We start from the raw sequence: 24,945 nt of genomic DNA on the forward strand, positions 1-24,945 counted from the left end.
TGCGTATGATCCCCATGCTCGTCTCCGCGTTTTAATGCCTAAAAAAGTCCTATATATAGGTGTCGGAAATCCCATCCAGCCCAGCAGCGGCATGGATGTTGTATTGCGCGAACATATTCTGGAGCTTATTCAATGCCGTGACATTGAATTGCGCGGCATCATTGTCGAGCCCGGTGTGGCCGGAGCAATATCAAGCGCTAAGTCAAATCAGTGGCCGAATTTTACAATTCATACGGGAGATTTGCAGCGTGAAGCGGGCGGGGCATCGCGTGTTATCAAAAAACTGAAATCGGTTCTATTCAATTGTGCGCCGCTGGCAGCCTATGCATTTCAGTGTGATGCCGCTAAACGGGAGATAAGTACAGAAATTTCCAAGCCATATGATCTGGTTATCATTGATCACTTGCTGGCACTCTGCAATATTCCATTTTCATCGTTGCTAGCATTAAAATACAAAATAATATTGATTGCGCATGATGCCATGCCGCTCTATCTGCTTGGCACCAGCAAGCTTAAAACGAATATTCTTGCGAAGCTGTTTTTATATGGTGATGCCATCAAGGCGTGGATTGTTGAAGCTATTCTTGTCAAGCATTCCGCGTTGACTGTTTTTTTATCGCGCTATGACGAGCAGTTCTATGGTTGGCTTCGTGCTAAAACCTTGTCGCTATGTCCTATCCTGACTGAACGGCAGAGCCATGATAATCGTGATAGAGGCCATGCTAAACCTTATATTACATTTGTTGGTGGCACCGGGTTCTTACCCAATAAGGCTGCGCTGGAATGGATTATCAATCATCTTTCACCTGCGCTTGCTGCGCTCGATGCTTCTATATCCATCATGCTGGTGGGTAAGGGGAGCGCGGATTTACCAAATGCAAACAAACACAATATCAGGCATATAGGGTTTGTTTCAGACGAGCAGTTGTCAGAATTACTGCGTGAAGGCTTGGCGGTGATCAGCCCTGTGGTGCATGGTGGGGGCATCAAGATAAAAGTCTTGGAAGCGGTGATGGCAGGTAGCCCCATCGTTGCTACAGCAGAATCCCTGCGCGGTTTTGAATTTTTGGATATCGTGCCAACGATTAAGCTTGATAATCCAGAGGCGGCAGCGCAGGCGATTGTACGTTTGAAAAATGATCCCGCACAGCAAGAAGCTATGCGCCAGCACATTATTAGTAAATGGGATGAATATTGTGCGGCAAATAGCAATCAGCTCACTAAACAGGTGTTAGCCGCATGAGCGTAGGCGAGGATTTCAGAAAAAAAGCCATTCATAGTTTGATGTGGGCGGCCGCGCAAAGCTGGGGCAGTAAAGTCCTGACCTTTGTTTTGTTTATTGTGCTGGCGCGGCTGTTGACGCCGGTGGAATACGGCACCGTTGCCGCAGGTATTCTGGTGCTAACACTCATGACTATCGTTGCGGAATTCGGCTTTGGTGAAGCAATGATCCAAAAGCAGGATTTAAAAGATGAAGATATCAACCTGCCATTCTTTATCTCGATTGGCCTTTCGGTGCTGCTGAGCATTGTGGTGATATGGAATGCCAATCTGGTCGAGGAATGGATCGGCGTTGCGGGGCTAGCGCCGGTTGTGAAGGCAATCGCGTTTTTATCGCCTTTTAATACGGCGGCCCTGTTTCAGGAATCCTTATATCGGCGTCATACACAGTTCAAGCAATTGGCGCTGCGCACTTTGTCGGGTACAGCACTTGGCGGGGCAATTGCTATTGGTGTTGCTTATAGTGGGGGCGGAGTGTGGGCGTTGGTTACACAGATGTATGTAATGATTTTTGTGAACCTTATCTGGCTATGGTCACGGCCAGTGTGGAAACCCAGCTTTCAACTTGCAACAACAGCTTTAAAGCCATTGGTCAGGTTTAGCGCATCAATCTTTGGAATGCGTATTCTGGATTATTCATCTGTGCGTACCGCAGATTTTATGATTGTGACCTTGTTTGGCACCGCAACCCTTGGACTATATAGCGCCAGTTACCGACTGCTTCAGGTGCTTATTATCTTACTGCAATCGGTGTTATCCGATGTGGCATCGACGCTATTATCAAAAATTGCCCATGACCGACCGCGCATTCAAAATGTGTACCTCAATACCATAACAACCAACATGGCTATCATTTCGCCCATTTTCATTATGTTGTCGGCGCTGGCTCCTGAAATTTGCGCGGTTCTGTTTGGGCATAAATGGGCGATGATCGACATGTTGGTACGCCCGTTGCTGCTGTTTGGCTCTGTTCAATGCCTGATGATTTTAAATGCATCGTATTTTTCATCCATGGGCCGTCCGATCTACCTTCTGTACTTGAATATCATCAAGGTTCTAGCGCTCGCACCTGTGTTTATATTCAGCAAGGATGAGGACATCTTCACCTTCGTCACCTATTTCTGCATTGCGCAGTCCGCAGTGGTATTGCCGAGCTTCTTTTTTGCATCACGCGTACTTGAAATAGAAATAATGGATCTGGTGCGCCGTTTTGTACCATTCATATTCTCAGCATCGCTCGGATTTGCGGCTGTTGTGCTCTCGCACGATATGTTTGTAGGTCTTATTGACGGAACATTCATTCGCGGTGTGATATTGGGCGCGGTGTTTGTAATCGTTTATGCATGCGGAGTTTTGCTGTTTGCGCGCGAACGCATGATGTCTATACTCGCGTTCTTGAACATTATGGGTCGTTTGAAGGGTTCATGACAAAAAAAATTACCATTAAGCGTATTGTAAATGCGGTTTTGTCGCGTATTCCATTTGTTGCCGCGCTACGCACCAAGCACCAATATAATAAGACCCTGCAGCAATGGTCGTTGTTTATCCAATCTGCAACGGCTAAACCCGCATCGCAGTGTTTTGATAGGTTGCTGATTATTCCATCTGAACCGTACACGTTAATCGGCTCACGCGGTGACCATGCGATGATGACCGCCATTATTGATAAGGCGCGATTAAAAAATCCAAACATAAAAATTGCATTACTGACCGCAACGAATGGAGCGGATGCAGCAGCGCATAAAATGGGCTGCGTGCCGTTGCGCGTATGGCAAGATAGGATTAATCCGGAACGGCTTTATGCGGATTTAAAGAGCTATGCACCTGATGCAGTGGCACTGCTTGGTGCAGATGCGATGGATGGGTATTACACATCCTATGGCACACTAAGTTATTTAATTATTGGCGATGTATGCGCGCGTTTGGGCGCACGAGTTGCGTTTATTGGTTTTAGTTTTAATGCTGCGCCAGCGCCGGAACTTAAAGCAGCTTTCCAGCAAATGCATCCAGCCGTGAGCTTCAACTTGCGTGATGCGATTTCAAACCGTCGTTTCAAGGAATTTACATCGCGCGATACGCATCAGGTTGCAGATGCAGCCTTTTGTCTTAAGCCAGATGTGCAGAGCGCGGAGTATAAGAGTGTTAGCCATTGGGCCCGCCAGCAACGCGAGGCAGGAAATCTGGTACTTGGTTTCAACCTGCACCCCATGTTGATTAAACATGCAAGTGCGCAGCAAATTAAAGCGCTGGTGGATGGCATAGTGAATGTTATTTCAGGTGTTTCGCAGCACAAGAAAATTAGCTGGCTGCTTGTCCCGCATGATTTTCGTGACAAGGTGGCAGATAATGTCTGCTTAGATGCAATCGCGCAGCAATTGCAGGGGAGGAGCCTAAAAAATGCCCTACAAGTTACAGGGCAGCCCACTGCCGCAACGCTGAAAGCGATGGTTGGTCTGACTGATGGGCTTGTCACGGGCCGTATGCATTTGGCAATCGCCGCGCTTGGCATGGGCGTGCCGGTTCTGGCGCTGACATATCAAGATAAATTCCAGGGTTTGTTTGATTATTTCGATTTGCCGGAATGGTTATTGGTCAGCCCGAATGCCGCGTTTGAAACGCAAGGTTTAATCGCCAAAATTGAGTAATTTATTGATGAACGTAGCAATTTGCAGAATACCATCGCTGTGCATTTGCCAAAGATTCAGGAATTATCGAACAATAATTTTATGTTTATGGATGCTGGCTAGCGCTATTTCGATACAATGTGCGCAGGAACGCCAACGGCTGTTGCATGGTCCGGTACATCTTTGAGTACAACCGAATTGGCGCCAATTTTTGCATGATTGCCAACTTTTATAGCGCCAACTATTACCGCTCCGCTATTAATCGCTACGTTATCGCCAATAATAGGGTCGCCTGTTTCATCGCTATCACGCCGGCCAAGCGTCACGTTCTGATTGATAGAAACATTTTTGCCAATCACGCATTCACCGCCAATTACTATCCCGTAAGGATGCGGCATATAGATGCCAGAGCCGATGGTTGCTTTAATATCAATTTCTGAACCAAAATAGATGGTTGTCACATACCATAAAACCCGCCGCAATAACTTGCCCAATAACGGGATTTTGCCGAATACTTCTTGCAGCCTGACGGATAGTGCCAATTGAAAACCAGGTACCAGTAAAAGCAGATAAAAAATATACAATGGTAAAAAGAATATGGATTTAATGCGCGGCGGATAATAACCAGCATCGCTGGTTATTTTTTTCCAAAATCCTTCAGGCGTTTTATGTTGTTCGTGCGCGGGCATATATTATCTCTGGATTACGCAAATTCGTTTTTATTGCGCCATTTAGCAGGTGCGGATTTACCAATAAGAATGCCAATAATCAAGCACATGCTTGCGCTTTCTATAACATTCGAGGTCATGCCAACAATGAAAACCACGCAAGTCAGTGTATAATAAACCAGAAACTCGCTGCTATTGATAGGAAGCCATTTGCGTACGCCCATGACCAAAAAGCGTATGAAAAAAATGCTGAATGCACCAAAAGTAACATACAGATATATGAATAAGTTATCCGCTGAATTTGCATTCAGACGTTCAAAGAAATATTGCGGCGTGCCAATTCCACCAATGCCACGGCCAAATATCATAGGAAAGACTTCATCGGTCTTGAAAATCAAATCCCATGCGTTGGGCCACATCCATGCGCCGCGATCCATCATTGAGCTTAAGTTAATAAATCCAATGCCTTCGCTGGATGTAATTTGCGAGCGGCTGGTTAAAAAAAGCACCGGCAGCAATACCGAAACAGACGCCAATCCAGTTAAAACAGCCAGCGCAACCCGTTCAGCATTTTTGGTGGGTTTTTTCTTAGCATAATCCTGCTGTTGCAGGAATTCTACAAGTATAATCATCAATGGCACAACTGCCATTGCAATCAATGTGGTTTTTGATGTGGTAAGATAAATAGCAACGGTAGACATCAACCATATTACAATTTTTAGAAAAATATTCATGCGCATGGTCAATACGACAACACAGAACAGCGCGATTTGATTGGATGCGGCATAATTGGCGCGTGAAAATCCAGCCAAACGGTTAAAGCCGGCCGTTGTCCAGTCGCGTGATGTTTGCATAGTTTGCCCAAATATTTGATAACTTTCACCAGTCCATGGAAATACAACAAATGCATTAATTAAGACGCCAGTGGTTACAATCAGCCACCATATCAATATGTTTTTCTGAAAATGGCCCTGAAGCTCGAATGAGCTGACCAGCAAGCCAAGAAAGAATGGCAGCCAGATATAAAGTCCGAACGCTACCGCCCCTAATTCGCGCCCCATAAATAGCCCGTATATTGAATAGGACATGAAGAGCAGCAGAAAGAGCCCCATCTGCTTATGGATATGCATCGTTAATCCATAAATAACGAAATATCCGATCACCACAACGCCAGCGAATACGATAGGAATATAAGAAAGGTAGAGCAGGGCAGAATTGGCGGTATAATATTTGATAACCCCGCCCAACATTTCATTCAGAATGACCAGGCACATGGCAAGCACAATGGCCTGTTTCAACGCGTAGGTTCCCCATGATTTTTTATGGTAGGGACTGTTGGCTCTAATCTCGGTGGGCAGCATGAAATGGCAACGGGTTATTTGATAACGCGGCTGACAATAAGCGGCATCGCCTGTAGTTGCAAGGCAAGAGGCTGTTTATCTTTAACGTCAATCACAACGCTATTTGACAGCAAAGTGGCTACTTGCCAGCGTCCGGCAGGCAGGGCCAATTGATAGGGCTGCGTTTCTATTTCGCTGGTCCAAAGCGCATAGGCGAGGTTGCGGCCTTTTTTGAACCGCAAACCATAAATCCCGTTGGTGTGCGATATAATTTTATCAAAACGGTAGCCGTTTAATGCTTGGCCTAACTCGCGAATAGCATGAAAGGCTGGTTTTCGGGTTTCATCGCTGTCGCTATCCAGCATATTGTAATGCAGTAAGCCGTAATTATGCTCGCCATCACTGGTATCATCGCTGGTATCTTGCCAGTCATACCAGATGGAGAATGGCATGCGCATAGAACTGGTAATCAGGAAGGCGCGCGCAGCATAGGCCGCTTGCATATCTTCGCTTACACCCTTTGTATCGGCGGTGTGGTAGCCCCATTCACTGAATATATAAGGCGCGCGGATGCCATGCTTTGTGAGTAGTGCATTTAGGCGCGATGTTTCATTAAAAATACACTCAGGCTTTTTAGGAGTGCAATAGGGGTGAATACTGATAGCATCCCACTGTCTAGCAATAGGGTCATTGAGCACAGCGTTTAAATAAGTATAAGAAGCTTCTTTCTTGCTTTGGTCAGATGTGGGGCCAGCAAGAGCAGGCGCAAGAATAGGTTGGTGCGGTGCCGCGCGCTTTAACGCCCGTGTAACCACCCGTGCAAGCTCGATATAATCCTCAACCTTTGGTGTTGGTTTCCAAAAACCCCAATTCGGTTCGTTGTAGATCTCCCATGCTACATCGTTATTGGCGTAATGCTTGGCAGCCGCTTCGGCAAAACCCGCAAAAGCGCGCCGCCCGATATTGGTATAAGGCGAAAGATTGCTGTCATACAAAGGGTTGCGATAGTTCAGAATGAGAAGGACTTTTATTCCCGCATCATTCATCGCATTTACAAACGTATCATATTTTTCAAAATTATACTCGCCGCGTTCTTTCTCTATGGATGCCCAATCAAAATCCTTGCGCACCCAACCAAAGCCGGCTTCCTTTAAAAGCTTGATATGATCTTCAGCTTTGCCAAGAAAATGCACATTTACGCCAAACCCGTTAGGAATAGACGTTTCCCTTAATGGCGCGGCGTATAGCGGCACAGCCAAAAATAACATCAGCAGGTATAACGCAATTTTATTCATGGCTGGCGAATTCCAATTGCTGTTTGACAATAGTGGTAATTTCAAAATCATGGATATGGACAAGGCAATTATTGCGCCATTCCTCAAGAATTTCGGGTTTTTGTAAAACGGCTTCTATTGCATCGCGCCAGGCAGCTTTATTTCCTGCTTCAATAACTTTGCCTGTAATACCATCCTTGATGAGTTCAGGAATACCGCCCTTGCGGCTGCCCATTACGGGTAGCCCTAGTGATAACGCGTGAACCACCACGCCCGGTGAATTCTCTGCCCAGATGGATGGAATAAACATCACATCACTATTCACCATGTAATTACTGATTTCCGATTGCGATATATATCCGGTGAAATCGCACCAACTTTCTTTTGCATATGTGGCACGCAAGGATGCGCTTTCCTGCCCATCACCAATCACAGTAACCTTGAACTTGTACTTGTCTTTTAATTGCAAAAGCACATTCAGCAGTAAATCAACGCCCTTGGTGTTGTGCAAGCGACCCACATATAGAAAGCGGATATTGTCACTGGCCACGCGCTGCGCTGTTGCTGGCGGATAGGTGTTGGGGTTTAAAATAGCCTGATTTCGGTAGGATTTTATGGGAAGAAATCTGGATAATGTTTCAATGTTAGCTTGCGATGGTGAAATAAAGCCCAGTTTCTTGCTTTGCTTCAACATGTTCCATTTGTAAGCAGATGAAATTTTGCAGCTGGTACATTGCATGGCGCATTCGCTGCCGTTTTTGAACATGTTCATTCGGATACAGGCAAGGCCAAGGTCGTGCAGTACAAAATTGATTTTGATATTACGCCTGGTGATTTCCTGTAATGCGTTATAGCCAAGACCTTGGAGTAAATGAATGCTGACGACATCCGGCTTAAAGTTATCCAGCACATCCGCCATGATGCGTTTATTGCGCGGGTCGAAATGGTCAAGGAAATGCCACAGCAGTTTTTGCAACCCTTTTGCTTTTTGAAAATGAAAGGTTGCATAGGGGCGCGGCATAAGAACACGCCACATCCGCATTCCTTCAAAAAGCTGGTTATCAACGGCATCACCGGTATCGAGTGCAGTCGTTAAAACGCCAACATCCCAACCATTATCACGGAAATGCAATGCAAGGTTGTAGGCAGAACTTTCTGCGCCGCCTAGCACATGGGGTGGGAAGAGGGATGAAACGATGAGTATGCGTTGCTTGCTCATGCGCTGGCCTTTTGGGTCATCACGTCTTGATATAATTGTGCATATTGTTGTGCGCAGCGTTCCATCTGATATTTTTCTGCAAATATCTTTCTGGCAGCCAAGGATTGTCGATTATAAAGATTGGCGTCATTCAGCAATGTTTTGATTTTTATTGCATAGGCTGTGGCATCTTCATCATCGATAACATGCCCATTTAACCCATCCGCGATAACTTCATTATTTCCAGTCACATTGGAAACGATGGCGGGTATGCCAAACTGCATGGCTTCCAATAAGGTAAGTGGCAATCCTTCCCAGCGCGATGGTAGCAGAATGATTTTTGCGCTGCGTAGTATGTCTAGCGTTTCAGCATGTGTTTGTGCGCCAAAAAATTCAATCTGCCCTGTATTGCCAATCATGTGCTTAATCTCAGCTTCTTTTTCACCGCCGCCCACCATGGCAAAGCGATAGCCGTTATCGTTCAATTGTTTGAATATCTCAATCGCAAGTTCAGGATTTTTTTGTCTTACCATGCGCCCAACAAACACTACATCAAAACGCTTATCTGTGCTTGTGCTCAGAGTGACAGGCCTGATACCGTTATAAATGATTACTGAACGGTTTTTTAAAAGCCGATATGTTTTGGCAATCGCTTCATCGCCTTTTGATACATACACAACTGCATCCATGCATATCGAAATAAGTTTTTCGGCAATCATCCCTATGGTGCGCGCGACAGGATTTTTTCGCACAAAGTGATAGCCGTGAACGGTATAAATAAACGTAATGCGTGGATGCATGAAGCGTGCAAGCAAACACTGAAACGCAGCCCGCCCACCATGCAGGTGCACGATGTCAGGTTTTACTTCCTCAATTATTGCGCTCAGCTGAAGTGGAAGGCTAAAGCTAAGCTTGCGTTTAAAAAAATCCAGGCCAAAAGTTTTGGCGCATAGCCCGGTTAGCGCCTTATGTCCGTAGGAGCCGCTATCTGTTACCGCATGAAGGGCTAGGTTATTATTTTTCAGCAATTCCTCAACCAGACTGATGACGAAAGTCGTGCCGCCGCCCGGATTACCATCAGCAACAACCTGAAGAATATTGATTTTTGAAGCTTGGTCCAGCGTGGTCATGAGGTCGTGAATATAGTAAAAAGCATAATGCTATGCCTGAACGATGCAGGTTATGGGTATCATAATCCAAATTGCTAAGATAGGTGAAAACTGGTTTATTGTGGCAACAAGGACGACCCCAAGGATGCTTTTATGAAAATCGCCATTATCCATGATTGGCTTGTTACCAAGGCTGGCTCGGAAGCCGTACTGGAACAATTATTACTCATGTATCCGGGCGCCGATGTTTTTACGCTCGTCAACTTTTTAAATGTTGAAGATTCAAGATTGTTAAACGGTTCGCGCTGTTTTACCAGTTTTATTCAGAACCTTCCTTTCGCACAAAAACATTACCGTAGTTATTTACCGCTGATGCCGCTTGCCATCGAACAGTTTGATGTGTCGGGTTATGATGTGGTCATCAGCTCATCGCATGCCGTTGCCAAAGGTGTGATAACCGGCCCAGATCAAGTCCATCTTTCCTATGTGCATAGCCCGATGCGGTATGCCTGGGATTTGCAGCATATGTATCTGCGCGAAGCCAAAATGGAAAAGGGCATCAAAAGCACCATCGCGCGCATCATCTTGCACTATATGCGCGTGTGGGATGCCCGCACAGTGAATGGTGTTGATTATTTCATTGCCAATTCCAATTTTATCGCACGGCGTATCAAGAAATGTTATGCACGAAAAGCGGAAGTCATTTACCCGCCTGTGCAGCTTGATGAATTCGTTGTTGCTCAAAAACCGAAAGAGGATTTTTATTTAACCGTTTCGCGCTTCGTGCCCTATAAAAAAATCCCGCTGATTGTCGAGGCCTTTGCGCGTATGCCGGATAAAAGACTGGTGGTGATTGGCGATGGGCCAGAACATGATGCGGCGCGCCAAGTCGCTGGACCACATATTGAATTCCTTGGCCGCCAATCGCGTTCGGTCGTCATCGACTACATGCAGCGTGCCAAGGCATTTGTTTTTGCTGCCGAAGAAGACTTTGGAATTGTTCCCGTGGAAGCACAGGGCTGCGGTACGCCCGTTATTGCCTATGGCAAGGGCGGCGCATTAGAAACGGTTGTAGATGGCAAAACAGGTGTCTTTTTTGCTGAGCAAACCACTACCTCGTTAATTGATGCAGTGAAACGATTTGAAAGCCTTGTGTCATCGTTTGATAAGCAGATCATTCGCAGCAACGCCGAACGCTTTGAGGTGGGGCTGTTCCGCTACCATTTTAACGCCTTGTTGGAACAGACAATACGCAAAATGGGCCAAAAAAGTAACGGTTATTAGCGGAAAGAAAGTGCGCACTCTTTTAAGTGGCGCGGTCATTTGGGAACCTATATAAATTGCCCTAATCTTAAAGATTAAATTTATAAGGTCACACATGTCCACAGTGGAACAAGAACAAGACGATTTTATTTCATCAGGTGAACTGCTCAAAATTTGGTACTTCGTCCGACGTAACTCGCTACTGATTGGCCGCGTGATTTTGTGTACGGTTGTGTTGGCGATGCTGTATGCGTTTGTGGCAACGCCCCGCTACGTCAGCGAAGCGATAGTCATGATGGATAGCCGCAAAACCCGCGTAACGAACATGGATGCGGTTGTTTCCAATATGACGCTGGATACATCAGCGGTTCGCACTGAAATTGATATCATTAGTTCGCGTGCCGTAATTGACCGTGTACAAAAGCAACTCAAGCTTAACGAAGATCCGGATTTTAATCCCAATCTGCGCGGCCTTAGCTGGCTTGCGAAATTATTGCCTTGGAAGTCAAGCGATGAAGCAAAGGCAAAGGATGAGAGCACCGAACGCACTATGATTGCGGGCAAGCTTAAGAAGTATCTCGAAGTCGAAAATGATGGCCGCTCCTATAGTATTACGATTCGCTACCGCGATACCGACCCGCAGCGTGCTGCCAAAATTGCAAATGCATTTGCCGACCAATACCTTGTTGACCAGCTGGAAGTAAAGTTTGATGCTAGTCAGCGTGCCAACGAATGGCTTGGTAAGCGTCTGGATGGGTTGCGCGATGAATTGCGCAGCAGTGAAAAAGCGGTCGAAGATTTCCGCCGGACACACAATCTTATCGGTGTAGATGAAGAAACCGTTACACAAAAGCAATTAACTGATTTGAGCACCCAGCTTATTTCCGCGAGAGCCGAGCTTTCACAGGCTGAAGCCCGTCAAAAAACCATTGCCAATTTAAAGGGTAATGGCAAAACCGCTTCCGTAGTTATGACATCACCGCTTATTCAGGAGCTCAAGCGCCAAGCTGCCGAAGTGCGCCGTAAGGAAGCAGATTTATCTGCGCGTTATGGGGATCGTCATCCGACAATGATCAATGTTCATAACGAGTTGCGGGATATTTCTGCGAAAGTAGAAGAAGAAACACAAAAGATTCTAAGCGGTGCAGACAGCGACTTAGACATTGCCCGTAGCAAGGTCAAAAGCCTTGAAGAAGGCGTGCAAGCGCTGAAAAGTCAAACCGGTGAGGGGGATCAGGCGATGGTAACGCTACGCCAGCTGCGCCGCGAAGCGGATGCCAATAAAACCCTTTATGAAAGCTTCCTCGCTCGTTTCAAGCAGGTAGCAGAGCAGCAGGATTTGCAAATGGCAGATGCCCGGATTGTGGCAAAAGCCGAAGTGCCGTTGCGTCCATACTTTCCTGATCCGATGATTTTCTTCGCCCTAAGCCTCGTGCTTGGCACGATGCTTGGTTTTGGGCTTGCGCTTATCCTTGAGTACATGGAACGAGGCTACCGCGACCTGAATGTTATGGAAGGCGCACTGGGTGTTGCGGGGCTGGGTATCGTTCCGTTGATCGAAAGTGGTGATCAACTGCCCACTGATTATGTGCTTGAAAAGCCGTTGTCGGTTTACGCGGAATCCATTCGCGGGGTGCGCACTGCCGTGCATTTTTCGAATGTGGATACGCCGCCACGTGTTATCATGGTTACCAGTTCACTGCCCGGTGAAGGTAAGACCATTTTCTCCCTTTGCTTTGGCCGTGTGATGGCAAAATCGGGTGCGCGTGTATTGTTGATTGATGCCGATATGCGCCGCCCGCGCGTACACAGTGTGCTGGGCCTTGATAAGACCAAGCCTGATTTAGCGCGTATTTTAACGGGTGAAGTACAATTGTCTGATGCTGCGCAGCGCGATATCAGCGGCATGGACGTGGTGATTGCCCGCGCTAAAACGCCAAATCCGCATGATTTGCTGGCATCCAAACAAATGGAACGCCTGCTGGCCGAAGCGCGCAATCAGTATGACATCGTGATTGTAGATACCCCGCCCGTTATCGCGGTTTCCGATAGTGCCGTTGTATCAAAACTGGTTGATACAACACTTTATCTTGTTCGCTGGGCATCAACCCCGCGCGAAGTGGTCAAGCAAGGTATCAAACGTCTTACCGATTATAATGTGAAGTTAGCTGGCGTGGTGCTCAATCAGGTCGATTTGGAGGAGCAGAAAGAGTACGGCTATGGCGATTACGGCTATTATTACGGCAAGTACAAAGATTATTATACCAATTAGTCCTAAGCCATGGAATCTGCTGCTCTAACCACACATCCTGCACGCTTGGTTAGTATGGCGGCGTTGGCTGCTGCTTTGATATATTTTGCTGGGGTCAACCTGTTTTCTGACTTCCGGCCAGTGGTGAATGCAAATGATACATTGGCAATCCAGTTAAATCAGGCAACGGCATTGCGAATGACAGCGCGGGTTGCGCGCTTTGCCGAATTGCTGCAGCGGCAGGAAGCGTTGCTGGTTGAAAATCCGATTGAGCCTTATGCATGGATGCGCTTGTCATATCTGCGTCTCAATACTGGTGATACCCGCCAATCCGCATTTGATGCCTTGCGCTTTGCCGATAAAATTGCCCAACCGGATAATGTTGGCGGGATGGAACGCATTTTGATGTGGCATGATTATGCTGATATTCATACCGATGCGGATAAAGAACGTGAAGTGCAAATGTGGCGCAAAGCCTACCGCGGCGATTGGGATAATTTATATAACGTGATTGCCGCGCATCGATTGCATCATGTTTTTGATAAGGCGATTGAAGGCGATCCGCAATTGCTCGCGAAACTCAATAAAACACGCAAACATTAGTTGTGGTTTTTTTCAGAAGAACCCCAGCTTTGTGCAAGGCTTAGCCCCAACAGCATCGCAAATGGCATAACAACGCCAGGAATTTGTAAACTGAAATCAACTGCGCTGTGCGCAAACACAATAAAAGATGCCGCGCAGCCAAGTGCAGGGAAAAGTCCATAACGGCGACGTTTGAACAGCCCGCGAATAACACCGCTGATAAGTAATGCTATGGCGGTCCACAACATCAGGCCCGCGGGTAACCCCAAATCAACAAGGCTTTCAAGAATATCGCTATGCGCATGATTGAAGGATGCGCTGACACTATCATTGTACATTCTAAAAACGGCATGAAATGAGCCCAGCCCATAGCCAAACCACGGATTATCAGCAATTGCAGCTACGCATAAATTATATACAGTGGCACGGTCTTTGGATGATTGGTCAATGAATAAATTGGCGAATTGCTGTGATGACTCCACAGCAAAGGAAATAATCGCAGCGCCAATTCCCACAGATACCAGCAGCAGCAAGATGGCACGATTCCATTTTTTTGCATAAATCTGGTAACAGATGAAATAGACGGAAATGCCGGCGAGGCTAAGCAGCAGCGCAGCGCGGCTATGCGCCATTAAAATTGCCCCAAACACGAACAGGATTAAAAAAAACGGAAGAGGGGCTTTTTTCGAAACCCATGCCACAAAGGTTCGTATAAGTTTCTTTTCGCGTGTTTCGCGCAAATCCTTGCGCCATGACTGATACAACAGACAGCAGCCGCACAGAAACACCAGCGCAGCATAAATCGCAAAATGGTTTTTACTGAAAAAGGTTGATGTTAAATCATGTCCGTATTGCAGTTTTTCAACCCACAATACTTTGGTGCTGTCGATTGCGACGTTAAAATAACCATAAATACAGAGCGCAATACCAGAATACCATAATGCTTTTAGCATCAGTTTCGCGCGGCCATGGTCTTGCCCGAACACATATCCCAACACCCCAGCGGCAATGTAGGTGATAAGACGGTTCAAGCTAAAAAATGCTTCACCACGCCATAAGGCAATACTGCCTTCAAGCGGTTTGTTCAGCGCCTTTGCCGCTTCCTGCCATATCGGGTGATGCCAATCGCTTGGCATGAAGCTTTGCGATTGTAAAAAGCCCCACAGTATCGTCAATCCAAACAGCCAGAATGCCCACAGAATGCGTTTAGGCCAAAAACATTCTTTTAACAAATTTTTTTCGAAGACGAGGAGTAAGGCGCTAATGGCCAGAACGATTTGTGCAATGCCAAAAGGGATATCACGGTTTCCGCCAAATCCAATTGGCAGAAGTGTAATGCACAGGACATAACAGGCAAATGCAGCGTTGCTTAAATTAAGTTCAAGATAGGCATTTTTTTGTGAAGCAGACATCAGGTAGCGATAAGAGGTTACAAGACATGATGAATCAAACTATTCATCATCAATTTCGATATGTTCTTTGGGAGCATGTTTGGCAAGAATACGCTGCAAGGTACGGCGGTGCATGTTCAAACGGCGCGCAGTTTCGGAAATATTGCGCTCGCACTGCTCGTACACGCGTGAAATATGCTCCCACTTTACGCGTTCAGCCGACATCAGCTGTTCTGGTGGTGGGGGAAGGCCTTCAGTTTTTTCAGCAAGTAATGCATTTTCAATAGCGTCTGCATCGCTCGGTTTTGCAAGGTAATCAACAGCGCCCAATTTCATGCTGGTCACGGCCGATGCGATATTTCCATATGACGTTAAAATAACAATTCGCGTGGCAGGATTGAACTTACGTAATGCTTCGACTACCATCAATCCGTATCCATCGGTCAGGCGTAAATCCACTACGGCATAATCGGGCGGTGTTTTCTCTGCGGAACTAATTGCGTCTTTGACGGATTCGGCGGTCATCACCGCAAAGCCTTTGCGTTCCATCGCGCGCGCTAAACGGTTGCGTAGCGGTGCATCATCATCAACAATTAAAAGCTGTTTGGCGGTGTCGTTCATAGTTGCATATTAAGTCGGCGCAAACGGCCATGAAAGGATTATTTGCGCCCCGCCGGTACTGCGGTTGGCAAACGCAACGGTTGCGCCGCTGCGTTCCAGTAATGTTTTAGCGATAAATAGGCCCAAACCCATACCGCTAGCGCTTTCTTTAATATAGGGGGTGCCAAGGCGTGGCAGTAATTCAGCAGAAAAACCCGGGCCATCATCTTCAATGCACAGCTTTACGGCATCGTCTTGCCAATCAATCGCAATACGCACGACACTTTTTGCGAACTGGCAAGCATTGTGGAGAATATTGCCAACGCCGTGCATCAATCCCGGGCTTAATGGCCATGTGGGTTCCGTGCCCGTGCCATTTGTAATAATTTCAATGGCCAGATGTGGACGACGGTAGGGTTCCAATACATGCAACATATAATCGCGTAATGGCAAGGAATGAAAGGATTGATCGGATAACACGTTATGTTTTGAAAAATCTGATAAAATAATACGGCAACGCTCTATCTGGCTTTGCAGTAATTCAATATCTTCTTTCATCGGTGTCGTTTTAAGGCTGTGCGCCAATTCACTGCTAATAATCGCAATCGTGCTTAAGGGGCTGCCAAGTTCATGCGCAACCGCAGCTGCAAGGGCGCCAAACGCGGATATTTTTTGCTCATACTCCAATGCCAGCCGGCTGGCGCTCAATGCTTCTGATAAGCGGCGCGCCTCGCGTGCAACGCGTCTTACATAAAACACCAAGAATGAACCGGATATAAAAACAGCCGCCGCGCACCCTTCTAAAAAAAGTGGGGAGAATTGCTGTGGTTGTGGCCAGGGGAGAGGGGGCGCAAAAAACATTGCGCAATAGAAAAACGCGGTGATGGAAAGCAGGACGAATACGCTGCGTCCCGATAGTACCGTTGCAGCAATCGTAATGGGTGCGAGCATTAATACAATAAACGGGTTACTAAAGCCGCCTGTGACAAACAGCAATGATGCGAGTTGTAGCGTGTCAAATCCCAGCGCAAAGGTGGCGCCTTTATTGTGCAAATAGGTTTTTCCGCGCATACGCGCGATTGCAACACAGTTAAAGATAATTGAGGTGAGAATAACAAGAGCGGGCGGCAGAAAATCGATCGGCAAGTTGAACAAAAAGCCTGCTGCGGCCAACGCAGCGCTTTGGCCACAAATGGCCAGCCAACGCATCTTAATCAGCGTTTTGCGGCGCATGCGCCCATTTGCTATATTATCTGGGTCGATACTGTACGGCATGAAGGTCTGGTCAAGTCAATGTGTACCTGCATGATAGCAAACCAGATGTTATTACGTAAACTGCCGATTAAACTGTTGCACTTTCCAAAAAGCCTTCTAAAAAAGCGGCATGCTTTCAATACACGACCTTACGTACCGCATTGGCGGGCGCGCATTATTAGAAAATGTCTCGGTAAATATCCCGGCGGGTCACCGCGTGGGTTTGGTGGGGCCAAATGGTGCGGGCAAATCAACCCTGTTCAAGCTGATAGCTGGTGAATTACAACCAGATGGGGGCGAAATTTCATTCATCAAAGGCACAACCATCGGCATGGTGCGCCAAGATATTCCCGATGATGGTACATCGATTTTAGATGTGGTGCTGAATGCCGATACTGAACGCGCAGCACTTCTTAAAGAATCCGAAACTGCAACCGACCCCGAACGTATTTCCTATATCTTTGATCGCCTGAATGACATTAGTGCGTATGATGCGCCATCACGCGCAGCAACCATTCTTGCTGGGTTGGGGTTCAGTGATGAAGCGCAGCAAAATCCCATTTCGTCATTTTCCGGCGGTTGGCGCGCGCGCGTCGCATTGGCTGCGGTGCTATTCTGCCAACCCAATGTCTTGATGCTCGATGAGCCGACGAACCATTTGGATTTTGAATCCATGGTATGGCTCGAAAATTTTCTTATGCGCTATCAGCAAACGCTGATTATCATCAGCCATGATCGCGATATTTTGAACAAAACGGTCACGCATATCCTTCATCTCGAAAACAAAACGCTGAATGCCTATACAGGCAATTACGACCAGTTCGAGCGTCGTAGGGCAGAGCGCATGATGAACCAGCAGGCCATGCACGAAAAGCAAACTGCGCAAAAAGAAATGATGATGAAGTTCGTCGAACGCTTCCGAGCGAAAGCAAGCAAGGCGCGTCAGGCACAAAGTCGCCTCAAGGCTATTGAAAAAATGGATATCGTCGATGCCGTGATTGCAGACCGCGTGACATCATTCACATTTCCTGAACCCAAACCGCTTAAATCACCCATTATCCGTTTGGAGCAGGTGGATGCAGGCTACACGCCCGGTAAGCCCATTCTTAAAAAGCTCGATTTACGAATTGATATGGAAGATCGTATTGCTTTGCTGGGCGCAAACGGTAACGGTAAGTCCACCCTTGTCAAAATCCTTTCCGAGCGCTTATCGCCATTACAAGGTGAGCTGCACAAATCAGGCAAACTTAAAATCGGTTACTTTGCACAATTTCAAACCGATGAACTGGATGTGACTGTAACCCCGGTTGAAACCATGACTATGGCGATGAAAGATAAAACCGAGGTTCAGGTGCGCTCCATGTTGGCGCGCTTTGGGTTTGATAGGCACAAGGCCGATACGAAAGTCGGCGGTTTGTCGGGCGGTGAGAAGGCGCGCTTGCTATTTTGCCTGATGAGTTTTGATGCGCCGCATATCATGTTGCTTGATGAACCAACAAACCACCTTGATATCGATGCGCGGCAAGCATTGGCGCAAGCCATTAATAATTACGAAGGCGCAGTCATTCTGGTAAGCCATGATGCGCATTTGGTAAAAACCGTAGCGGAACAGCTGTGGCTAGTCGCAGATGGCAAAGTAAGTGCATTTGATGATGATTTGGATGCGTATTCCAAACTGGTTATTAAACAACGCAAGATGGAACGCGATAAATTAAAGCAGGATGCGCGCAAACCCAAAAATGATAATAATGCCGATAGCGCAATTTGTGATGCGGAAGCCAAAGCTGAAGAACAGATGAAGAAAATTGCCGAACTGCAAAAGCGCAAGCAGGATTTAGAAGGGGAAATGGCGGAATTTTTTGCAAAGCCAGAACATGCTGCGGAATTGAAACGCCTTACATCTGCCCATAAAAAGCTCGAAGAGGATATCGAAACGCAGGAATCCCAGCTGGAAGCCTTGATGAAGCAGATTTAAGCGGCAGCGCGCGCCTGTGCGGTTGCGGCTGGCCTACGTGTTACTGGGGTTGGCCGCGCAGGTATTGTTGGTTCAATGATGGTAACCCCTTGTTCTGCGGCAATTCTGCTTAGCACTTTCTTTTCAGCATCACTGCCGCTTTCAATTCGGATGCGACCACCCCAATGTTCTTTGGCATGGCGTAGCATCGCACGCATATGCTCTTCGTTTGCATCGCCATAGAGTGACAAATTGCTTCGTGTTTCGATAATATGGCTGGTGGCGTTTAGTTTGACCTTTACCGTATCCGCATTTACTTGCTGTACATCTTTAAACCCGCTATCTGCCCATGCCTTTGCGTTGGGGGTATGATTGACATAGGTGTTTAACACAAATACGGCGCGCTGTTTTAACAGTTCATCGATTTTGCTTTCAACCACGCTGGCATTACGGCTTTGTACTTGTAATTCGCCATCGTTATCTGTTTGCAAATACTGACCCGTTATTGTGCCGGTGCTATCTGCATGGCTGGTTTTGTAAATGGTAAAATGCACATCGCCGTTTACAAAATCATCACATTCATTTGCGTTTCTTACGAAGCGGTGCGCGGTTTGACGTCCGTACTTTCTGACCTGTTCACGTTTCCAAGCGACGACCGGCTGGAATTTATCGGTTGAAATAAATGCATCTTCGGGGGTGTGCTGCGTTTCAATCCAATGATCACCGTGTTGCACATACATGGCGGTGAGTTGAATTTGATTAGGCTTTATCTGCTTTGATGGATTGGCAGGGTCTCTAAACTCCATCATGTAACGGCGTGCCAGAATGCGTGTTTTGGTAGTGCCGTTATCATATTCATAAATCGACATTTGCGCGCCGAGACCTGGTACATCATCATGCTTTAAAAGGCCTTTGATGTAATCAGCCTTGGGAGTTGAAACCGCGGTGGCAATTGACCATACATCGCCAGGTTCGGCTTTGAAAAAGATGGCCAAACGCTTTCCGATTGGCAGCGGGTCCATGGTGATATTCACTTTTTTACCAGCATCAGTAATATCTGCGATAATCAGTTTGTGCAGAGTTTTAATATAAGTGTCGCGGCTGCTGTTTTTAGATACGGCTAGCGCGCCCAGATCAGTAGTTACCGCTGAATCATGCGAAAAAATATGCCGTTGCCTATCCCCAATTGGTGCAGCAAGAGATGCGGATAATTCCATGGCGCGTTGTGAGGTTATGAATGTCTGAATTTCAGCCTGCACACGTGGATCTGATAATTTATCGCAGTCTTCCTTTTTTGCTTGCTGTTTTGCAATTGCATCAAAAGCAGCTTCGTTACTGCTGTTCAGTTCGATAATATGAAGTTCAGGCATTTCTAATCACTTTAAAAAATTAAATTCAGTCTAACTCAACAAGGGCCGCAAATACCAATCTTTAAAACTTTCACTTTTTTCTTTGTATCCTGTTGTTGCCCCTTAGTGCTAGATGACAGCGGCGCTGGCAAAATGGTTATGCTATCGCCGCGTATGGCATGGGTTTGAACCACGCGGCTTCCTGCAAAAGCAAGCGTTCCTACGCTGGCATTATTGCGCTCGCGGCCCAGCCAGCCATCACGTAGTTTTTGAATGGGGCTGACAACCGCAGGGCGTTTGAACTGAATAACATTCGAACCGATAGACTTAACGTCTGTTTGCGTGCGTGGAACCGCAATGTAATCCGCTTTTAAAGTTGTGTCTGCGCTGATGCGGGTGTGTTGTGGTTTATGAATTGTCCGCTCAGAAAGCTGGATAATATTATTATGCGGTTGGTCTGCAGCAGGCGGAGCTGTGTGCGTTGGCGGTACGATAAGTGTGCTGACCAGGAGTTGCGGCGCGATGAACGCAACGGCTTTTGGAATTTCAATTTGTGCAGCAATCTGCGTTTCGATTTTAGGTGGCTCAATCTGCTGCGCACCCCGCAATTTTTCAATAAGACTGCGCGGTGCCGAAGTCGCTGTGCTTAGTGGTGCTGGCTCACCCATTTTTTCAGTTGTAAGAGGCGCCTGATGTGCTGTTTCGCTACGAATAACTGCCTCAACTCGCGTTACCACGGGGGGGATAGTGGCTGGCAGCGATAAGGTTTCATAACGAATATTAAGCGGTGCAATCGACATGGTCGTTGCTTTTTGTGCAATTTGGCGCGGCGGGGCAACCGAAGTGGCAATCGCTGCATATTGTGCGGGTTGTCTTGCAATGCGTTGCGGAATGATGGGCGGTTTATATTGTCTGTTAGCAGAAGCGGGCAACACTATCTGGCTTTGAGGTTTGTGTGGCAGCATTATAGGCAGGATAGGCGCTTTTACCAAAGGTGCCTTATGCATAGGCTGTTGCGCTTGTCGTGCTGGTATTGCGATAGGCGCTACGCGTCGCGCAATCATCGCAGGGCGGCTGACTTGAAAACGCATGGTCATGCGTTGAGCCGGTTTGACTAGCGGCGTGCGCAATGTAACGGCCAATTTTTGAAATATGGGTTTGGATGAAATGATCGAAAAGCGCTGTACCGTTGTAAAACCATGTCGGAGAAGCGTGGCAATAGGGGGAAGAATACGTGGTAATATTGCGACGAGGCGCGGCGCTATTCTAAAGTGCTGATGTGATAATAAGGTGGTTCTTCCGACACTAATTTTACGTAAGGTTTTAACCCCAATAGTCACTCGTTTGGATGCTGGTCTTTGAACAAGTGATCTTTTGATCGCTGCTTTAACCGCAGGGATAGCTTTAGCCGTAAGTTTTTGTTGTGCAGGAAGAATTTTGTCCAGCTTGTTCAACTGCGCGCGGATCGCCATCTGCGCTTTGCTTGGCGGTTTAATACCATTTGCGCTTGCGCCATTCAAACTGCTGCGCACATCGGACAGGGTTGAAGCAACCTCCCGGTGCACATTTTTTTGTGCTCTTTGCTTAATGGTTGATTTGCTCGAAGCGTTAATCAGTGCGCCGAGTTTATTAAGGCCAGTCATCGCACCGCGCAGAGCCGTTTGTGCTTCCATGCTCAGCGCGGTATCTGCCATGCACTGTAATACAGCCTTTACGGTTTCTTGCTGCCATTGCTTGATTTGTTCAATCCGTGATTGTGGAATAGTCGTATCGTTTTTTTCTTCGGCTTTTTCTGCCGCAAGAGCAGTTTCGTAATGCACATATAATAAGGCTCTATGCCTGTTGTTCCCTTGGGGTGTGGTGATGATGTGATGTTGGGTGAGGTGGTAAAGAAACCCCTGCTCGATAGCAGCCGAGTTTTCCGTTTCATTGCTAAGAAACAGGCTTACATCCCCATCATAATCATGGGTTAGGGCGGTCTTGATATAGCTGCTGATAGCATGGATTGCGCGTTTTTTGCCAGCAGGGTTAGCGTCCTGTGGCCATGCCGCATTCAACTGCGCGCGCAAGCGGCGCGCTTTAGTTGATAGATGCAAAGTTATGGGTTGAAGAACGGCCGCCATACTAATGATTTGGTTGAATTTTTTGCTACATGAACTGGATGTTGATTAGCATAAACAGCGACCCTATCCCATAAAAAATAGCTGATAAAAGCGCTGCCATTTTTGTTGGTATATGGGAATTAAGCAAAAAAGTGAGATTGTAATTATTATGTTATTTCAAATAGATAGTTTTTTAACCCTTTGTGAAATAACCTTTATCGATGCATCATTCACGGCGCGATTTTCTGAAATATGTCATGGCCCTTACGGCTTCAACAGGCCTTGCCATTGATCCGCTGCGCGTGTTCGCGGCCGCATCAACCGTACAGGAATATTTAGTCGTTGGTTCTTATACCAAAGCCGTTCGCGCAAATCTCACGCAGCAAACCGTTAAGCAGTTGGAAATCGGTTTTCTGGCGCACAGCTTGCTGCGTCATCCAAAATATCCGCATCGTTATCTTGCGATGGAAAAATGGGGCCCTAATGCCGCGATGGTTGATTTCGAAACTGGCGAAGTCAAAAAAGTGTTGGGTGGTGAAAATCAACACTTTTACGGTCATGGCCGTTATGTGCCTGAAAAAAACGCGTTCTATGTTTCGCGTGTTTCAGTTGAAACAGGCAAAGGTTATCTTGCTGCTTATGACCCCGAAACATATGAGGCCAAAGATGCCATCCATGTATGTATGGGCGGGCTGCATGAATGCCGTCGCATGCCTGATAATACCTACGCAGTAACCAGTTCCGGTGTTAAAGCGGATGATTACGGTGATCCACGCAAAGGAAAGCGTGTTGAACCTTCATCGCTCAGATTTGTTGATATTGTTGGCAGCGGTAAAGTCGTTAGAGACTTGTCAATTCAAGATGACAAACAGGTTATCGGCCATTTTGAAATAACCAAGCACGGCCAAATCATTGCTCTAAGCAGTCCGCTAAGCCAATTTTTGGGCGGGGATCTTCGTACCGCCAGCAGGAATAATGCCGGTTATGTTTATTTTAGCCGCGATGGTAAAGAGCCTCTCAAGGAAATGGATTGGGGGCATGATTTGCAAATGCAGATTAAGGGGGAGATCCTAAGCATAGCGCTCAATGAAGACCACACCCAGGCGGCCGTCACCAATCCACTTGCTGGAAATGTGGTGTTGCTTGATCTGGAGAAACAGAAAGTTATCAAATCGGTTGAAGCGCCGTTCCGTGGCATTGTGTGGGATCCGCTTTCAAAAGGCTATATTGGCAGCGAACGGCATCTGGTCTGGATAGCACCTGATTTCAGCAAAATGACCAAACTGCCTATTGAAAACAAAGCCGGTTATAGCAGTTCCCATTCTATTCTTGAGACAGTCTAATTATTCTATGGACCATTCACGGCGCGAATTTCTGAAATATGTCATGGCAGTTAGCGCTGCGGGATCAGCCATGAGCCCGCTTCGTGTGCTGGCGAGGTCAGCTACTCAGGAATGCATCGTTGTTGGTTCAGTCAACAAAGCGGTCTATGCCAATCTGTCAACGCAAACCGTCAAACAGGTTGATCTGGGTTTTCCGGGACATGCTTTTATTCGTCACCCTAAATATCCATCACGCTATTTGACGACCCAGAAATGGGGCGCCAACGCGGCGGTGGTGGATTTTGAGACCGAAACTGTCATGAAAATAGATGCCGGCAAGGAAAACTGGTTTTATGGACATGGGCATTATATTGAAGAAAAAGACGCGTTTTATTTGGCGCGTGTATCGCTTGAAACGGGCAAAGGATATTATGCAGCTTATGATCCTGAAACCTATAAGCCTGGCGAAGCATTCCAAGTGACACCTGGCGGGTTGCATGATTGTCATCGTATGGCAGATAAAACACTTGCCATCGCAAGCTCTGGTGTGAGGGCAGAGAAATATAGCGATCCAAATAAAGGAATGCGCATAGCAAAATCATCTATCGTGTTTGTTGATATTGCAGGCAAGGGAAATGTTGTCAGGGAATTGACGATTGACGACCCGTGGCAAATGATCGGTCATTTTCAAGTTACCAAAACTGGAAAAATCATCGCGCTGACCTGTCCGCAAAAGCAGCTGGATAATTATAATATGCGTACAGCTGACCACAATAACAGCGGATATGTGTATTTCAGTTCTGATGGTAAGCAGTCCCTTAAAGTCATGGATTGGGGACATGATTTGCAAACCCAGATTAAAGGCGTGATATTGAGCATTGCGCTCAATGATGATCATACCCGCGCGGCAGTTACCAATCCGTTGGTTGGAAATATCGTTTTGCTAGATGTTGTGAATGAAAAAGTTCTTAAATCCATCAATGCACCGTTTAAGGGTGTTGTTTGGGATGATAGCCTGAAGGGCTATCTGGGTACAGATAGACAGCTGGTATGGATTTCCCCTGATTTTGATAAAATGACACGGCTGCCTATTGAAAGCGCCGCAGGCTTTCAAAATCCGCATTCGATTATTGAAACAGTTTAATCGTAGTTTGTACGATTGCGGCGTTGTTCGAAAATACTATTTAATTCCTTGATCTTATTGCTGGCTGTATGGGTAAACAGACCGGGGATAAGCCCATGTACAAGCAAGCAAAAAGCCGTAACCAGTAAAATAGCACCGTATTTCAATGTGAACGCCATATGCTGCGCGTAGCTTTCGCCATTTAATCTTGGATGTTCAAGAAAAGCTTTATCCAACATGTTGTGCAGCGGGTTTTTCAT

20 protein-coding genes are annotated in these 24,945 nt (G+C 46.7%); 9 read left to right on the top strand and 11 right to left on the bottom strand.

What is annotated here, in order from left to right; all coding sequences use genetic code 11:
• The first annotated feature begins 34 nt into the window (after positions 1–34).
• Genes SFW65_01375 through SFW65_01385 form a run of 3 tightly spaced genes read left to right on the top strand, consistent with a single transcriptional unit; the run spans position 35 to position 3,926 of the window.
• On the top strand, positions 35–1,243 hold the full coding sequence (locus SFW65_01375) for a glycosyltransferase (protein ID MDX1921767.1): 1,209 nt from the start codon (positions 35–37) through the stop codon (positions 1,241–1,243).
• A complete protein-coding gene (locus SFW65_01380; GenBank protein MDX1921768.1) occupies positions 1,240–2,709 on the top strand; it encodes a lipopolysaccharide biosynthesis protein in 1,470 nt (489 codons plus the stop codon). Before SFW65_01375 ends, SFW65_01380 begins: the two co-directional genes overlap by 4 nt.
• Positions 2,706–3,926, top strand: a complete 1,221-nt coding sequence (locus SFW65_01385; protein ID MDX1921769.1) for a polysaccharide pyruvyl transferase family protein — start codon at positions 2,706–2,708, stop codon at positions 3,924–3,926. Before SFW65_01380 ends, SFW65_01385 begins: the two co-directional genes overlap by 4 nt.
• A 104-nt stretch (positions 3,927–4,030) precedes the next feature.
• Here SFW65_01385 and SFW65_01390 read toward each other — a convergent pair whose 3' ends face one another.
• From SFW65_01390 to SFW65_01410, 5 genes are read right to left on the bottom strand one after another with little or no spacing between them, the layout of a single operon-like run.
• On the bottom strand, positions 4,031–4,594 hold the full coding sequence (locus SFW65_01390) for a serine acetyltransferase (GenBank protein MDX1921770.1): 564 nt from the start codon (positions 4,592–4,594) through the stop codon (positions 4,031–4,033).
• A 14-nt stretch (positions 4,595–4,608) separates the two neighbouring features.
• Positions 4,609–5,934 (bottom strand): hypothetical protein, encoded by a 1,326-nt coding sequence (locus SFW65_01395; GenBank protein ID MDX1921771.1) that lies wholly within the window; start codon positions 5,932–5,934, stop codon positions 4,609–4,611.
• A gap of 14 nt (positions 5,935–5,948) precedes the next feature.
• Positions 5,949–7,208 (bottom strand): cellulase family glycosylhydrolase, encoded by a 1,260-nt coding sequence (locus SFW65_01400; protein MDX1921772.1) that lies wholly within the window; start codon positions 7,206–7,208, stop codon positions 5,949–5,951.
• Entirely contained in the window at positions 7,201–8,406 is a 1,206-nt protein-coding gene (locus tag SFW65_01405; GenBank protein ID MDX1921773.1) for a glycosyltransferase family 4 protein, read from the bottom strand. Before SFW65_01405 ends, SFW65_01400 begins: the two co-directional genes overlap by 8 nt.
• A complete protein-coding gene (locus SFW65_01410) occupies positions 8,403–9,515 on the bottom strand; it encodes a glycosyltransferase (protein ID MDX1921774.1) in 1,113 nt (370 codons plus the stop codon). The genes SFW65_01405 and SFW65_01410 overlap by 4 nt, the downstream gene beginning before the upstream one ends.
• 132 nt (positions 9,516–9,647) lie before the next feature.
• Here SFW65_01410 and SFW65_01415 point away from each other — a divergent pair, with 132 nt between their 5' ends.
• The 3 genes from SFW65_01415 to SFW65_01425 all read left to right on the top strand — a co-directional run bounded on the left by SFW65_01415 (position 9,648) and on the right by SFW65_01425 (position 13,611).
• Positions 9,648–10,778: a glycosyltransferase family 4 protein gene (locus SFW65_01415; protein MDX1921775.1), complete on the top strand. Its 1,131-nt coding sequence runs from the start codon at positions 9,648–9,650 to the stop codon at positions 10,776–10,778.
• Positions 10,779–10,872: 94 nt separating this feature from the next.
• A complete protein-coding gene (locus SFW65_01420) occupies positions 10,873–13,029 on the top strand; it encodes a polysaccharide biosynthesis tyrosine autokinase (GenBank protein ID MDX1921776.1) in 2,157 nt (718 codons plus the stop codon).
• A 9-nt stretch (positions 13,030–13,038) separates the two neighbouring features.
• Entirely contained in the window at positions 13,039–13,611 is a 573-nt protein-coding gene (locus tag SFW65_01425) for a hypothetical protein (protein MDX1921777.1), read from the top strand.
• Here SFW65_01425 and SFW65_01430 read toward each other — a convergent pair.
• From SFW65_01430 to SFW65_01440, 3 genes are read right to left on the bottom strand one after another with little or no spacing between them, the layout of a single operon-like run.
• Entirely contained in the window at positions 13,608–15,002 is a 1,395-nt protein-coding gene (locus SFW65_01430; protein ID MDX1921778.1) for an O-antigen ligase family protein, read from the bottom strand. The two genes, SFW65_01425 and SFW65_01430, sit on opposite strands and share 4 nt — an antisense overlap.
• A gap of 39 nt (positions 15,003–15,041) precedes the next feature.
• A complete protein-coding gene (locus SFW65_01435) occupies positions 15,042–15,602 on the bottom strand; it encodes an ActR/PrrA/RegA family redox response regulator transcription factor (protein MDX1921779.1) in 561 nt (186 codons plus the stop codon).
• 9 nt (positions 15,603–15,611) lie between these two features.
• Positions 15,612–16,856 (bottom strand): ActS/PrrB/RegB family redox-sensitive histidine kinase, encoded by a 1,245-nt coding sequence (locus SFW65_01440; protein MDX1921780.1) that lies wholly within the window; start codon positions 16,854–16,856, stop codon positions 15,612–15,614.
• A 109-nt stretch (positions 16,857–16,965) separates the two neighbouring features.
• On the opposite strand from SFW65_01440, the gene SFW65_01445 reads away from it, so the two are divergent.
• The gene (locus SFW65_01445) at positions 16,966–18,810 is read left to right on the top strand and encodes an ATP-binding cassette domain-containing protein (GenBank protein ID MDX1921781.1); all 1,845 of its coding nucleotides are present in this window, start codon (positions 16,966–16,968) and stop codon (positions 18,808–18,810) included.
• On the opposite strand, the gene SFW65_01450 is transcribed toward SFW65_01445, so the two are convergent.
• Positions 18,807–20,159, bottom strand: a complete 1,353-nt coding sequence (locus SFW65_01450) for an LPD7 domain-containing protein (GenBank protein MDX1921782.1) — start codon at positions 20,157–20,159, stop codon at positions 18,807–18,809. The two genes, SFW65_01445 and SFW65_01450, sit on opposite strands and share 4 nt — an antisense overlap.
• A 35-nt stretch (positions 20,160–20,194) precedes the next feature.
• A complete protein-coding gene (locus SFW65_01455; protein ID MDX1921783.1) occupies positions 20,195–22,261 on the bottom strand; it encodes a hypothetical protein in 2,067 nt (688 codons plus the stop codon).
• Between the two features lie 236 nt (positions 22,262–22,497).
• Here SFW65_01455 and SFW65_01460 point away from each other — a divergent pair, with 236 nt between their 5' ends.
• Together SFW65_01460 and SFW65_01465 are read left to right on the top strand one after the other, a co-directional pair.
• Positions 22,498–23,583 (top strand): DUF1513 domain-containing protein, encoded by a 1,086-nt coding sequence (locus SFW65_01460; GenBank protein MDX1921784.1) that lies wholly within the window; start codon positions 22,498–22,500, stop codon positions 23,581–23,583.
• A gap of 70 nt (positions 23,584–23,653) precedes the next feature.
• Positions 23,654–24,706 carry a DUF1513 domain-containing protein gene (locus SFW65_01465; protein ID MDX1921785.1) on the top strand — a complete coding sequence of 351 codons (1,053 nt, stop codon included), beginning with the start codon at positions 23,654–23,656 and terminating at the stop codon, positions 24,704–24,706.
• On the opposite strand, the gene SFW65_01470 is transcribed toward SFW65_01465, so the two are convergent.
• Positions 24,703–24,945: a DUF6356 family protein gene (locus SFW65_01470; protein MDX1921786.1), complete on the bottom strand. Its 243-nt coding sequence runs from the start codon at positions 24,943–24,945 to the stop codon at positions 24,703–24,705. The two genes, SFW65_01465 and SFW65_01470, sit on opposite strands and share 4 nt — an antisense overlap.

Source organism: Alphaproteobacteria bacterium, from assembly GCA_033762625.1.
Taxonomy (GTDB): domain Bacteria; phylum Pseudomonadota; class Alphaproteobacteria; order UBA9219; family RGZA01; genus RGZA01.

What these genes read in the sequence shown, in the direction of transcription:
- SFW65_01375 (MDX1921767.1), top strand. Translation starts at nt 35, where the DNA reads ATGCCTAAAAAAGTCCTATATATAGGTGTCGGAAATCCCATCCAGCCC.
- SFW65_01380 (MDX1921768.1), top strand. Translation starts at nt 1,240, where the DNA reads ATGAGCGTAGGCGAGGATTTCAGAAAAAAAGCCATTCATAGTTTGATG.
- SFW65_01385 (MDX1921769.1), top strand. Translation starts at nt 2,706, where the DNA reads ATGACAAAAAAAATTACCATTAAGCGTATTGTAAATGCGGTTTTGTCG.
- SFW65_01390 (MDX1921770.1), bottom strand. Translation starts at nt 4,594, where the DNA reads ATGCCCGCGCACGAACAACATAAAACGCCTGAAGGATTTTGGAAAAAA.
- SFW65_01395 (MDX1921771.1), bottom strand. Translation starts at nt 5,934, where the DNA reads ATGCTGCCCACCGAGATTAGAGCCAACAGTCCCTACCATAAAAAATCA.
- SFW65_01400 (MDX1921772.1), bottom strand. Translation starts at nt 7,208, where the DNA reads ATGAATAAAATTGCGTTATACCTGCTGATGTTATTTTTGGCTGTGCCG.
- SFW65_01405 (MDX1921773.1), bottom strand. Translation starts at nt 8,406, where the DNA reads ATGAGCAAGCAACGCATACTCATCGTTTCATCCCTCTTCCCACCCCAT.
- SFW65_01410 (MDX1921774.1), bottom strand. Translation starts at nt 9,515, where the DNA reads ATGACCACGCTGGACCAAGCTTCAAAAATCAATATTCTTCAGGTTGTT.
- SFW65_01415 (MDX1921775.1), top strand. Translation starts at nt 9,648, where the DNA reads ATGAAAATCGCCATTATCCATGATTGGCTTGTTACCAAGGCTGGCTCG.
- SFW65_01420 (MDX1921776.1), top strand. Translation starts at nt 10,873, where the DNA reads ATGTCCACAGTGGAACAAGAACAAGACGATTTTATTTCATCAGGTGAA.
- SFW65_01425 (MDX1921777.1), top strand. Translation starts at nt 13,039, where the DNA reads ATGGAATCTGCTGCTCTAACCACACATCCTGCACGCTTGGTTAGTATG.
- SFW65_01430 (MDX1921778.1), bottom strand. Translation starts at nt 15,002, where the DNA reads ATGTCTGCTTCACAAAAAAATGCCTATCTTGAACTTAATTTAAGCAAC.
- SFW65_01435 (MDX1921779.1), bottom strand. Translation starts at nt 15,602, where the DNA reads ATGAACGACACCGCCAAACAGCTTTTAATTGTTGATGATGATGCACCG.
- SFW65_01440 (MDX1921780.1), bottom strand. Translation starts at nt 16,856, where the DNA reads ATGCCGTACAGTATCGACCCAGATAATATAGCAAATGGGCGCATGCGC.
- SFW65_01445 (MDX1921781.1), top strand. Translation starts at nt 16,966, where the DNA reads ATGCTTTCAATACACGACCTTACGTACCGCATTGGCGGGCGCGCATTA.
- SFW65_01450 (MDX1921782.1), bottom strand. Translation starts at nt 20,159, where the DNA reads ATGCCTGAACTTCATATTATCGAACTGAACAGCAGTAACGAAGCTGCT.
- SFW65_01455 (MDX1921783.1), bottom strand. Translation starts at nt 22,261, where the DNA reads ATGGCGGCCGTTCTTCAACCCATAACTTTGCATCTATCAACTAAAGCG.
- SFW65_01460 (MDX1921784.1), top strand. Translation starts at nt 22,498, where the DNA reads ATGGCCCTTACGGCTTCAACAGGCCTTGCCATTGATCCGCTGCGCGTG.
- SFW65_01465 (MDX1921785.1), top strand. Translation starts at nt 23,654, where the DNA reads ATGAGCCCGCTTCGTGTGCTGGCGAGGTCAGCTACTCAGGAATGCATC.
- SFW65_01470 (MDX1921786.1), bottom strand. Translation starts at nt 24,945, where the DNA reads ATGAAAAACCCGCTGCACAACATGTTGGATAAAGCTTTTCTTGAACAT.